At 69.0% G+C, this 12,399-nt stretch carries 9 protein-coding genes; 3 read left to right on the top strand and 6 right to left on the bottom strand.

Annotated features, from left to right (window positions below):
• Window positions 1-17 precede the first annotated feature (17 nt).
• A complete protein-coding gene (locus JOE59_RS10155) occupies window positions 18-1,568 on the top strand; it encodes a succinic semialdehyde dehydrogenase (protein ID WP_204460253.1) in 1,551 nt (516 codons plus the stop codon).
• A gap of 18 nt (window positions 1,569-1,586) precedes the next feature.
• On the opposite strand, the gene JOE59_RS10160 is transcribed toward JOE59_RS10155, so the two are convergent.
• A complete protein-coding gene (locus JOE59_RS10160; RefSeq protein WP_204460255.1) occupies window positions 1,587-1,982 on the bottom strand; it encodes a twin-arginine translocase TatA/TatE family subunit in 396 nt (131 codons plus the stop codon).
• A 91-nt stretch (window positions 1,983-2,073) separates the two neighbouring features.
• Here JOE59_RS10160 and JOE59_RS10165 point away from each other — a divergent pair, with 91 nt between their 5' ends.
• Window positions 2,074-2,706, top strand: coding sequence for an O-methyltransferase (locus tag JOE59_RS10165; protein ID WP_074261412.1), 633 nt, complete (start codon window positions 2,074-2,076; stop codon window positions 2,704-2,706).
• 141 nt (window positions 2,707-2,847) lie between these two features.
• Here JOE59_RS10165 and JOE59_RS10170 read toward each other — a convergent pair whose 3' ends face one another.
• From JOE59_RS10170 to dapE, 3 genes are all read right to left on the bottom strand, one after another.
• Window positions 2,848-3,021 carry a DUF3117 domain-containing protein gene (locus JOE59_RS10170; protein ID WP_067875042.1) on the bottom strand — a complete coding sequence of 58 codons (174 nt, stop codon included), beginning with the start codon at window positions 3,019-3,021 and terminating at the stop codon, window positions 2,848-2,850.
• Window positions 3,022-3,162: 141 nt separating this feature from the next.
• Window positions 3,163-4,395, bottom strand: a complete 1,233-nt coding sequence (locus JOE59_RS10175; protein WP_239560203.1) for a hypothetical protein — start codon at window positions 4,393-4,395, stop codon at window positions 3,163-3,165.
• 25 nt (window positions 4,396-4,420) lie between these two features.
• Complete coding sequence (gene dapE, locus JOE59_RS10180) at window positions 4,421-5,518, bottom strand: succinyl-diaminopimelate desuccinylase (RefSeq protein ID WP_204460257.1); 1,098 nt, start codon at window positions 5,516-5,518, stop codon at window positions 4,421-4,423.
• On the opposite strand from dapE, the gene JOE59_RS10185 reads away from it, so the two are divergent.
• Complete coding sequence (locus tag JOE59_RS10185) at window positions 5,496-6,671, top strand: LacI family DNA-binding transcriptional regulator (protein WP_204460260.1); 1,176 nt, start codon at window positions 5,496-5,498, stop codon at window positions 6,669-6,671. The genes dapE and JOE59_RS10185 overlap by 23 nt on opposite strands.
• Here the strand turns inward: JOE59_RS10185 and JOE59_RS10190 are convergent.
• Together JOE59_RS10190 and JOE59_RS10195 are read right to left on the bottom strand one after the other, a co-directional pair.
• Window positions 6,648-7,547 (bottom strand): ROK family protein, encoded by a 900-nt coding sequence (locus JOE59_RS10190; RefSeq protein WP_307837028.1) that lies wholly within the window; start codon window positions 7,545-7,547, stop codon window positions 6,648-6,650. The two genes, JOE59_RS10185 and JOE59_RS10190, sit on opposite strands and share 24 nt — an antisense overlap.
• Window positions 7,548-7,682: 135 nt before the next feature.
• Window positions 7,683-12,356 carry a GH92 family glycosyl hydrolase gene (locus tag JOE59_RS10195; protein ID WP_204460263.1) on the bottom strand — a complete coding sequence of 1,558 codons (4,674 nt, stop codon included), beginning with the start codon at window positions 12,354-12,356 and terminating at the stop codon, window positions 7,683-7,685.
• Between the last annotated feature and the right edge of the window lie 43 nt (window positions 12,357-12,399).

Genomic DNA, 12,399 nt, shown 5'->3' on the forward strand with positions numbered 1-12,399 from the left:
TGTCCTAGACTGTGCGCATGCGCGCCCCCACGGCCTCCCCCGACCTGTACGCGAGCCTGTCCGACGATGTCGTCGCCTCCGGCTCCGAGACCACCTCCGTCCCGACCCCGTCGACGGGCCAGACGCTGCACGAGCTGCCGCGATCGAGCGCTGACGACGTGCACGACGCGTTCGCCCGCGCGAAGCTCGCCCAGCTCGCCTGGGCCCGCGCGGGCTTCGCCGAGCGCCGACGCGTGCTGCTCCGGGCGCACGACCTCATCCTCGAGCGCCGCGACATGCTGCTCGACCTCATCCAGCTCGAGAGCGGCAAGACGCGCGGCCAGGCCTTCGAGGAGATCTTCGAAGCGGTCTCCGTCACCCGCTACAACGCCCTCGCTGCCCGCAAGGTGCTGCACGGTCGGCCGGTGCGTTCCGGCCTGCCCACCGTCGCGACGAGCCGGGTGCAGTTCCGTCCGAAGGGCGTGGTCGGCGTCATCACGCCGTGGAACTTCGCACTCAGCCTCGCCGCGATGGACGTGGTGCCCGCCCTCGCCGCCGGCTGCGGCGTCGTGCAGAAGGCCGACGACCAGGGCGCCCTGTCGATCCTCGCGCTCCGGCGCGCCTTCATCGACGCGGGCGTGCCCGCGGCGCTCTGGGCCGTCGTCGCCGGCCCTGCGGCCGAGGTCGGCGAAGCGCTGACGGATGTCGCGGACTACGTGTGCTTCACGGGCTCGACCGCGACCGGGCGCAAGATCGGCGAGAAGGCGGGGCGCCGCCTCATCGGCTCGTCGCTCGAGCTCGGCGGCAAGAACGCGCTGCTCGTGCTCGACGACGTCGACCCCGCCACGGCAGCCGCGAACACCGCGCACGCCGCCTTCTCGGCGATGGGTCAGCTCTGCGTCTCGGTCGAACGCATCTACGTGCACCAGAAGGTCGCCGGCCCCTACCAGCTCGCCCTCGTCGAGCGGCTTCGGGCGGCCAAGCTCGGCTCCGGCCTCGACTTCAGTGCCGACTTCGGTTCGCTCGCGAGCGCCGCACAGCTCGAACGGGTGCAGGCGCACCTCGACGACGCCGTCGCGAAGGGCGCTGTCGTGCTCGTCGGCGGCAAGCACCGCCCCGACCTCGGACCCTGGTTCTTCGAGCCGACCATCCTCACCGGGGTCACCCCCGACATGCTCGTGTACGCCGAGGAGACGTTCGGGGCGATCGCCTCGCTCTACCTCGTCGGCAGCGACGAGGAGGCAGTGCTCGCGGCCAACTCGAGCGAGTACGGTCTGAACGCCGCCGTCTTCACCGCCTCGGCCGTGCGCGCCCGACGCGTGGCCGACGCCCTCGAGGCCGGCAGCGTCAACATCAACGAGGGGTACCGCGGTTCCTTCGCCTCGGTGGCGGCTCCGATGGGCGGCGTCAAGCAGTCGGGCATCGGTCGCCGCAACGGCGAGGCCGGGCTGCTGCGCTTCGTCGAGCCCGTCACGATCTCGTCGGTGACGGGACTCCTGCAACTGCCGCGCACGGCGCAGGAGTACGAGCAGAAGGCGCCGCTCCTCGTGCTGCTCGCGCAGGCGCTGAAGGTGCTGCGCCTGCGCTGAACGACGTGTGCGCGCCGATCAGGTCGCTTCGGAGTCGAACGGTGCCGGTTCTTCGGCGCCGAGCCCTTCACGCTTGCGCTTGCGCTGCAGGTAGGCCGAGTTCTCGTTGACCGAGGCGCGCGCCACCACGGGCTCGGGGGCCTCTTCGGCGAAGGGGTCGATGTCGGTGAGCGCCTCGCGGATGATGCGTCGTGGGTCGTACTGCCGCGGGTCGAGCTTCTTCCAGTCGACGTCGTCGAAGTCCGGGCCCATCTCGTCGCGCATGCGATCCTTGGCGCCGTTGGCCATGTCGCGCAGCGATCGCACCAGCCGCCCGAGCTGCGCGGCGTAGTGCGGCAGTCGCTCCGGTCCCAGCAGGAAGACCGCGATGACACCCACGATGAGGAGCTTGTCGAACGTCAGTCCACCGAACATCCCTACAGGATAGTCGGCGGCGAGGCGTACGAACGACACACCACTGGAGCCCTAGGCTTAGGGGCTGAGAGATGCATCCGGGAGCCGCCACGTGTCCGAACACGACCTGAACTGGAAGTACGTCGACGACTCGGTCGCCGTGACCGAGTCGATCGCCAAGGCCCGTCAGCAATCGCTCGAGCTCGGCGTCGAGCCGGTCTCGCCGGCAGTGGGCGCGCAGCTCGCCGTGCTCGCCGCCGCATCCCGCGCACAGTCGATCATCGAGATCGGCACGGGAGTCGGCGTCTCGGGCCTCTGGATGCTGCAGGCCGCGCGTCGCGCCCTGCTCACCTCGATCGACACCGAGAACGAGTACCAGCAGCACGCCCGCCAGCATTTCGCCGACGCCGGCATCGCCGCCGCCCGGGTACGACTCATCGCCGGGCGCGCGAGCGAAGTGCTGCCGCGCATGAACGAGAGCTCGTACGACATCGTCTTCATCGACGCCGACGCCCCGTCGGTCATCGAGTACGCCGAGCACGGCCTGCGCCTGGCCAAGCCCGGCGGCATCGTGCTCGTCGCGCGCGCGCTCTGGAAGGGTCGCGTCGCCGATCCCGCACGACGCGATGAATCGGCGAGCGCGTACCGCACCCTCGTCTCGGAGCTGTCGACGTCGTCCGCGGTGGCGACGGCGATCTCGCCCGCCGGCGATGGGCTGCTGCAGATCGTGAAGCTCGGCGTCTAGCCCGCCGAACCTGCCGGTTGAGCCTGCCGGAACCCCTCCGGGCCGGTTCGACGAGCTCAACCCGCAGACTCGACCCCCGCAACGACCCCGGAAACGACTCGAGCCCCGAGAGATCTCGGGGCTCGATTCGAGTGATGTGACTCAGGCGGGATTCACGACGCCGCCGAGGACGTCGTACAGCTCCTTGGCCTCAGCATCGTTCACCGAGACGACGAGGCGACCGCCACCTTCGAGTGGAACTCGAACGATGATGAGTCGACCCTCCTTCACAGCCTCCATTGGCCCGTCTCCGGTGCGTGGCTTCATGGCCGCCATTGAGCTCCCCTTTCGTGGCTGAGATTCCATTATCTGCTAACACAGGCGGTGCTGAGAAATCGCCGCAAGCCTGTGGACAACCTGACTGACGACAATCCACAGGTCGAGCCGCTCCCGCACCCGCTCGGATTGCCCTTCCGATCAGGGAGGCGTCCAGTCGCGACCGTCGATCCCCCATGCGATGAGCAGCCATCCGAGTTGCAGCAACAGGGAGAGCGCGACCATCCCCCAGCGGTACCATCGCGCCCTCGGCTGCGCCATCGCGCCGACGAGCGGGAACATCGGCGCGAGCAGACGGAACGTGCTCGACTGCGGAAAGAACACCGCGAGCAGGTACAGCGCGTAGCTCGCGAGCCACAGCCGCAGGTCGATGCCGAGCCGCCGCACCGCCGGCAGGAACAGCGTCACCGCGAACCCGGCGATGAGCGCGATCACGACGATCGGGCCGATCGGCTGACCGAGCCACCAGTCGGCCGACTGGAACCACGCCGTGAACGGCACGAGCTCCTGGTAGCCGATGTAGGCGGAGCGCCAGGCGAGTTCGGTCGCGGTGTAGCCGTGCAGCTCCCCCGTCGCCACCCAGACGATGCCGGGCCAGGCGAGGCCCACGAGCCCCGCGAACACGGTGACGGATGCCACGAGCACCCGTTCCGCCATCGGGAACGGGTCGCTCCGCCGCGTGTACCAGCGCCACACCCAGTGCAGGCCGAGGGTGAGCGCGAAGGCGAGCGCCCCGGGCCGCGTGAACGCCCACACGGCGAGCACGGGAACGAGCCATCCGTATCGTCGATCGACGAGCAGGAGCAGGGCGAGCGCGAGCCACAGCAGGCCGAGCGACTCGGCGTAGCCGAACTGCATGATCGGCGAGACCGGCGCGACGCAGAAGAGCACGACGGCGAACAGTGCGCGATCGGGCTCGAGGAACCGCGACATGAGTCGGTACGTCACGAGCGCCGCCCCGAGACCGGCGGCGAGCGACACGATGACGGATGCCGCGTTCCACGGCACCCCGAACGAGGTGACGATGCCGACGACGGTCGGGTAGACGGGCAGGAAGGCCCACGCGTTCTCGGCGACCTGGCCGGCTTCGGTCAGCGGGAGCTCGGCCGGATACCCGCCGAGCCAGATGATCTGGTACCACCGGGCATCCCAGAGGTTCGCGTACTCGAAGTAGCCCGGGCGAGCCTGGGTCCACGGGTTCGAGCCCTGCAGGCTCGCGAGCACGAGCACCATCGTCGTGGTGATCGCCCGTGCGCCGAGGAAGATCGCGACGACCTTCGCCCACCACGGTGCGGCCCGCCAACGCACCCGTGGCGACCAGCGTGTGGCGCGGAACGGGTCGGGTTCGCGCAGAGCGGCCGACGGCGTGGTCATGGGGTCCTCGTTCGGGCGGGGCCGCTCAGGCGGTGGAGCCGGTCAGCCAGGCGCGGAGCGCGGCCTCGGTGTGCACGATCTGGGCGACGTCGACCCGCTCGTCATCGGCGTGAGCCTTGAGCGGGTCCCCGGGGCCGAAGTTCACGGCCGGGATGCCGAGGGCGCTGAAGCGCGCGACATCCGTCCAGCCGTACTTGGGGCGCGCCTCGGCGCCGACCGCGCGCACGAACTGCTGGGCGAGCGGGTCGTCGAGTCCGGGCCTCGCACCTTCGGCGCTGTCGACGATCGCGACCTCGAAGCCGTCGAAGAACTCGGTCACGAAGGCGGATGCCTCGGCGACGCTGCGGCTCGGCGCGAAGCGGTAGTTGACGGTGAGCACGGCCTCGTCGGGGATCACGTTGCCCGCGATGCCGCCCGAGACGAGCACGGCGTTCAGCCCCTCGCGGTAGGCGAGGCCGTCGACCTCGACGGTCTCGGCCTGGTACGCGGCGAGCTTCGCGAGGGCCGGGGCCAGCTTGTGGATGGCGTTCTCGCCGACCCAGCTGCGCGCCGAGTGCGCCCGCAGCCCCGTGGTCCACACCTCGGCGCGAAGGGTGCCGTTGCAGCCGCCCTCGACCTGCCCGTTCGAGGGTTCGCCGAGGATGGCGAAGTCACCGACGAAGAGGTCGGGTCGGTTGAGGGAGAGCCGGCCGAGCCCGTTGAGCGATGATGCGACCTCCTCGTTGTCGTACCACATCCACGTGAGGTCGACGATGGGATCGGTGAGCTCGAGCGCGAGCTTCAGCTGAACGGCCACGCCCGCCTTCATGTCGACCGTTCCGCGCCCCCACAGGTATTCGACGCCGTCTTCGGTCTCGAATCGCGTCGGCAGGTTCTCGTTGATCGGCACGGTGTCGAGGTGCCCGGCGATCACGACCCGGCGCTCGCGGCCGAGGTTCGTGCGCGCGACGATCGTGTCGCCGTCGCGGATCACCTCGAGGTGGGATGCCCCGGCGAGCGCCTGCTCGACGAGGTCGGCGAGCAGCGACTCGTCGCCCGACACGCTCGGCACGTCGCAGATCGCCTGCGTGATGGCGACGGAATCGGCGGTCAGGTCGAGCGTGAGCGGTGATGCGTCGGGCATCCCCCGAGTCTATGCGCGGCGGTCGTGCCCGTGCGGCGGGCCTCGGCCGTTCGACGGCCTCAACAGATATCGTGATTCCTTGCCGCGAGGCACATCGAGGAGGGTCATGCAGGACGCACGCGAACACGCGCAGAGGGTCACTCTCGCCCAGGTGGCCGATCACGCCGGGGTGAGCCTGAAGACGGCGTCACGGGCCCTCGGCGGAGAACAGTATGTGAGCCAGGACACCCTCTCGAAAGTGCTGGCCGCGGCAACGGCGCTGGGCTATCAGCGAAACACCGCAGCAAGCATGCTGGCGAGCGGGCAGCTCGCCGAGTCGATCGGGCTCATCGGCGGCGACTTCACCAACCCGTTCTACTCCGTGCTCGCACAGAGCATGGAGAACGAGATCCGGCGACAGGGGATGCACCTGACCGTCGCCACCTCGGGTGAGTCCGAGGAGCAGGAGCGGCGCATCGTCGATGACCTCGCCAGCCGTCAGGCCAAAGCGCTCGTGGTGGTCTCGGCCATGTCGGATCATGCCCACTACGCGCATGTGCAGGCCCGCGGCGTACCGGTCGTGTTCGTCGATCGACCCCCAGTCGATCTCGATGCCGACTCCGTCGTGTTCGACAATCGCATGGGTGGTCGCCTCGCCGCCCGGCATCTCCTCGACACCGGCCACACCCGTATCGCCTTCGTCGGCGACTACGCCTGGCTTCCCACCTATCGAGAGCGGCTCGAGGGCATGGCCGCAGTCCTCGACGGAGCCCCGTCATCGTCGTGGCGCGATCTTCTGCGCGACGATGCGCACGACGTCGCGTCATCACGTGCACGAACACGCGAGCTCCTGGCGCTCCCGAAACCGCCGACGGCGATCGTGGCGGGCAACAACCGGATCCTCCTCGGCGTCCTCGAGGAACTGTCGGCGACGAGCATGACCGATGTCCCTGCCGTCATCGGCATCGACGAACCCGAATGGGCGCGCGTCATGGGGATCACCACCGTGGCGGGAGATGTCGAAGAAGTCGGGCGCCACGCCGCCCGCTTGGCCCTCTCACGACTGACTGATCGTACTCGTCCCGCCGAACACGTCGTCCTCCCCATGCATCTCACGCCCCGCCGGTCGACGGCGGGACGAGATTCGGATTCAGAAGACCTGCGAACCGAGTAGCGCCGCTTCGGCGGCGTAGGCGGCACCGATCATCGGCGCTTCGTGGGAGAGCTCGGCCCGGATCACCGGGAAGCCGGGTCGCCCGAGTCCGGCGGAGAGGGGCGGTTCGAGGAGGTCCCATGAGCGGGCGATGGTCCCGCCGACGATGAGCGCCTCTGCATCGAACCGGGCAAGCGGTGCGGCGAGCGCTCGGCCGAGGTACGAGAACGCGTCTTCCAGCACCTCGCGCGCGATCGGGTCGCCGCTGCGGGCCAGGTCGGCGAGCTCCTGGACGTCGGGCGCCTCGGCTGCGAGTCGCATCCGCCGCGCATAGGCGGCCCGGATCGCTCGGCGCGACATCCGCGCCTCGATGCGTTGCCCTTCGAACTCGAGCAGGTGCACTTCGCCCCCCGGCGCGGCGCCATCGGTGCGCTCGCCGTCGACCACCCACCCGGAGCCGACGCCGGTGCCGAGTGTGACGCAGCAGAACCTCGAAAGGCCGCGTGCAGCGCCTGCTGCGTGCTCGCCGAGGGCGAACGCGTCCGCGTCGTTGACGAAGGTGAACGAGATCGCGTTCGCGGCGAGGGCATCGGCGAGTCGCGCCCGGAGATCGATCCCGTAGAGCGCGTCGAACTTGCCCACATCGGAGTACTGCGCGATGCCCTCGGCGAGGTCGAAGGGGCCCGGAACTGCAACCGCCCATTGCCGGCCGTGGTCGGTTCCGAGTGCGCGAGCCGCTGCGGTGATGTTCTCGAGGATGTCATCGGCGTCGCCGCCCGAATTCAGTGGTCGGGTCCGATACGTGCCGTCGACGATCGCGCGAGCGCTGGTGTCGATGACGGCCACTGCTACGTGGGTCCCGCCCAGTTCGATCGTCGGTATCCGGTTTCGTGTCACGGTGCTCTTTCAGTCTGGTCGCCGGTGAATCGGCGAGCTGCCGTGCAGCAGCATGATGGAACCGGTCGACGGTGCGACCGGTTCCAGTACGAGGGCCGTTCGGCGGGTCGGCGAGAAAGCCGACCCGCCGAACGGTCACTTCGCGTCGACCAGGCGTTCGTACGCCCAGACGAGACGCGCCAGTGCCGCCGTGTACTCGTCGTGGGTACTCGTCGCCTCGAGCGCGTCGGCCGCGGCGATCGCATTCTGGAGCTTGCGATAGGACACCGCAGTGACGTCGTCCGCCTGGACGGCCTCCGCCCTCGCCTTCCAGTCGGCGACCTGCTTGATCACCTTCCACTGCAGGTGGCCGGCTGCGGAGTTCAGCACGCGCAACGCCTCCGCGACTCCGCCGGTGGTCGCGGCGGGGTCCGCGTCGACGCTCTGCGCCGCGTCGAACGCTCGCGTGAAGACCGCGAAGTCGGTCACGAGGTACAGGCCCGCGTCAGCGGGAAGCGCCGAGTACTTCGTGATCGCCGCCTGCAACGCCGTCTTGTCGACGGCGTACTCGAGCGAGAACCAGTCGAGGTTGCCGACATAGGGCTGGGTGGCCGTCGGCGTGCTCTGGAGCGCGAAGTAGAGCGTGTTCTCGCCGGTGAGCTCGGACGGGAGCGTGACCGTCGCCGTGCCGTAGGTGCCCCAGCTCGAGCCCGTGGGCTTGAGCGGGACGGTGACGAACGGGTCGCCGGACATCTCGTCCAAGTAGACGGCGAGGCGACCGTCGGCCACCTTGGTCGTCGGCGCGTCATAGCGCACGCTGAGCGTGGTCGCGCTGCGTTCGCCGAAATCGACATCGCCGTACCGGATCCACGCGCCGTTCTTCGTGCCGGCGAGCTGGCCGCCCACCGATCCGGCTTCGGTCTTGAGGTCGGCACCTGAGAAGTCCGTACCCTCCGTGAGCCCCGAGCCGGCGGCGTTCAACATGCCGTAGCCCGTGCGGATCGACTCGAACTGAACCGTCTTCGACGTTGTCGCGGCCTCCGCCGCAGACGTGAACCGGAGCGAGTCGACGTTCGCGACCCAGCTCTGGCCCGAGGCGAGTGCACCGGTGAACACGAAGTACACGTCGTTGACGCCGTCGAGTTTCGCGATCTCGTCCGCCGTGAGCTCGCGCGTGAGCTTCGTGTAGTTCGCCCAGCCGTTCGTGGTGGGCAACGGGATCCTGGTCACCAGCGGACCGGTGGCCGAGCCGGTACGGACCTCGACCGCGGAGCTCGCCGACGCCGTGCCCGGATTGTGGGAGTAGTCGACGACGAACGACTTGAGCGGGGACGCCGAGAAGTCGAGTCCGCGGAACGCGAGCCACGCCCCGGGCGAGATCCCGCCCACAGTGGTTCCGCTGCCGCCGCTCTCGGTCTTGAGCGAGCCACCGGACCACTGGTCGAAGCTCTCGGCCTGCAGCACGCGGTAGCTGTCGCCGGCGATCGCGAGGCCATCGGCCGCGACCCGCAGCAGAGCAGCCGCCGTGGACAGCGTGCGCTCCGACGAGTTCTCGTCGGCGAGGGCCGACGCCGCCTTCGCGACCGCCGCCTCGAGCTTCGCGAACGTCGCCGCGGAGTATCCGTCGGCCGTCACGAGGCGCGCGTCGTCGAACAGCGTCTGCAGCTCGGCGCGCGTGCCAGAGGACGGCGACAACGTGAAGGGCACGAGCGCTGTCGTTCCGGCCCCGGTCACCTGGGCCGCCGTCGCACCCTCGAGTGCCGAGTCGTCGAGCAGCAGGGTGAAGTTCGTGCTCGTCTCGCTCTCCAGTTTGCCCTTGAACGTGACTTGGGCCGTGGTGTCGCTCATCCGCCTGACGGCGGCCGTGACACCCTGGTCGAGACCCGGGAAGGTGACCTCTCCGTTCGAGAGCGCAGGTCGGTTCTTGCCGGCGAACGTCGCGCCACCGCTGAGGGTGATGTCGATCGTGCTCCGCACGTCGCCCTTCGCGTCGGCCGTGAGCGTGGTGGCGCTCGGCGTGAGACGGTGTCCGGCGAAGCGGACCTTGAGCGCGAGTGCACGCTCGTCGGCGCTGGGCACCGTGCCCGAGAAGGCGGCCGGCTCGAACGTGACCGCGAGGGCGTCGGTCGAGTCGTCGACGAGGTGCCGAGCAGCCGAACCCGCCAAGGTCAGGTCGACCGAGTCCTCACCCGACTTCGTCGCCACGAGGGTCAGGCCCGTCGGAACGCCGGTGACGTCGACCCGGGAAGACAGGTCCGAACCGATCTCGCCGGCGAACGTCGCCCCGCTCACCTTCACGGAGATGGCGTCGTCGATCGAACCGTCGTTCGCGCCGGACTCCTCGAAGACCTGCGACGTCGTGGAGACTGCGTCGTCCGGGTGGTACAGGGCACTGTTGACGTGGTCGTTGAGCGAATCCGCCGCGACGCCGTCGGCTCCCCACGACGACGGGCTCGAACCCATCGTGAAGTGCAGGACGCCGCCCGCATTCATCTCCGCGGCGGTGAGCCAGGTGCGGTCCAGCGGCTGGCCGTTGAGCGTCGCACTCTGGATGAAGTGGTTCGTCGGGCTGACTCCGGGCGCCTCGACGACGAAGTCCTTGCCACCGGGGTAGTTGATCGTCGTGCGGTCGAAGATCGGCGTCGTGATCTGGAAGGAGTCGCCGCCCGCCATCACGGGGTACAGCCCGATCGCGCTCGACACGAAGTACCCCGACATGGTTCCTGCATCATTGTCCATCGTCTGGAGCAGGCCCTTGGGCTCGTTCTGGAACACCATGCGCTTCGACGGTGTCGTGCCGCTGCCGTCGGCGGTGTACCGAACGCACACCGGTTCCGTGACCGCCCGGTACGTCCAGTCCTGCGTGTTCGCGGGCTCCCCGACGTAGTTGAAGAGGAACGGGGCGTGAACCGAGATCTCGTTGGCGAAGAGGTGGAGATTGCGAGAGCAGTCATCGGGCGCCTGGTTGCCGAAGAAGTAGTTCACGGCCTTCGCAGCGTCCTCCTTGCCGCCCATGAGATCGACCATGCCGCCGAGGTCCTGGGCGTCGTACCAGTTGTACTGCCAGAACGTGCCCTGGTAGAGACCACTGCTCCAGCTCTCCGCGTTCTTCACCGTGAAGTCCGCCGAGTCGTCGTTGCTCGAGCGCGGCATGAGGAGGCCGACTTCGTCGACACCCGCGGCGACACCGGTCGCCGCGGTCGCATTGGCGTCCTTCTTCAGGGCGTTCTCGTCGAATGCCTTCGCCCAGCGCGCGCCCTCGACGCGGTAGTGCTCGGCGTCGGCGGTCTCGCCGATCTCGTCGGCGATGACCGACAGGCCGTACGCGTCGTAGGAGTAGCCGAGGAGACCGCCGCTGACGGAGTTGAGGTTCGTCAGGCTCGCCGAGCTTCCGGTCTGTGCAACGAGCGCCGGGTAGGCCTGTTCGAGCCCCTGCAGCTCGACGCCCTTCGAGATCGCATCCGCCACGACGACCGGAGCACGCTCCCATCGCACCGTCGGCACGGACTGCACCAGGCCGCCGACCGAGCCCTTTCCGCTCTCCGCGACGCTGGCGTAGAGATCGACGAGCGACTGGACGACGTCCCGATAGACGTCGGGGAAGACCGAAGCCACGGCCGAGTACTTGTGGAAGTCATCCCACAGCGACCACGAGTCGTAGTGCGTGTACCCCGTCGCCTCGTAGATGACGCCGTCGGCTCCCCGATACGTCCCATCCGTCGAGGTCGCGTTCATCGGGGTGTTGGCGAGCCGGTAGAGGTGCGTGTAGAACTGGGCCTTCAGGTCACCGGTGGGGTCGTTCGTCTCGGTGGCATCGACCTCGACCTTGCCGAGGCGATCGTTCCACTCGTGCTTCGTTGCGGCACGAATGTCGTCGAACGCCTTCCCGCCGACCTCGACGGCCGCGTCGCGTGCCGCCTGCTCTGCGCTCACCGGGGAGAGCGTGATCCTGAGTCCCACGTGCTCGCCGGCAGCGGCGTCGAAGTTGAGCACCGCCCCGATGTCCGTGCCGTCCTGCTTGGTCGCGGTGGAGCTGAGTCCGCCGCTCCCCCATGTCTGCACGGAGGACGTCGGGGCCGTGGTCTCCGCGTGGTAGAACAATTTGTACGACGAGTTGTAGAAGAATCCGGTGAAGGATCCCGAGATCGTCGTGTTGCCGTCCGCGCTCGTGCCGATCACGAGGTCGGTGGCCTTGCGACCGTTGCCGGTGTGCTTGAGGTCGACTACGAGGGCCGCGTGGCCACCGGCACCGAAGGCGTAGTCGTGAACGCCCGTACGAGTGGCGGCGGTCACCTGGGCGTCGATGTCCTTGCCCGACTCGTCGAGGCCGACCCGGTAGTAGCCCGCCGTGGCCGACTCGTCCTTGACGCCGTCGCTCGTGCGGATCTTCTTGTCATAGCTGCTGGTCGACGGCCGGGACGTGTAGTTCTGGTAGGTGGGCACGACGAGCACGTCGCCAGCGCCGCCTCCGCCGCCGACTCCATCGAGGGCGATGTTCGTGAAGCCCCGGAGCGTGCCCGCCGTGTACTCGTACCCCACGTGGTTGCCGGGCGTCGTCGTCGGGGTGACGGTCGCCAGCCCGTAGGGCGCGAAGGCCCCAGGGCCGTCCTGCCCGTGATCGCCCTCGGTGCCGATGAAGGGGTTGACGTACTGGGTGTAGTCCGTCTGGTCGGTTGCGGCATGTGCCGCGTTGGCCGGCCCTGCCAGGGGCACGACGACCGACGACAGGAGCGCAAGCGCGACGGTCAGGGCGACGAGGCGTGGACGGGGGGCGCGGATCGACGTGCCGGTGTTCGCCGTGGCCGGATCCGAGTATGGCAGCGCTGTCATGCGGTGGACTGTAGCACACCCGCCGGGCGTGCGGGTGAACTCC

The sequence above is a fragment of the Agromyces cerinus genome (assembly GCF_016907835.1).
Taxonomy (GTDB): domain Bacteria; phylum Actinomycetota; class Actinomycetes; order Actinomycetales; family Microbacteriaceae; genus Agromyces; species Agromyces nitratus.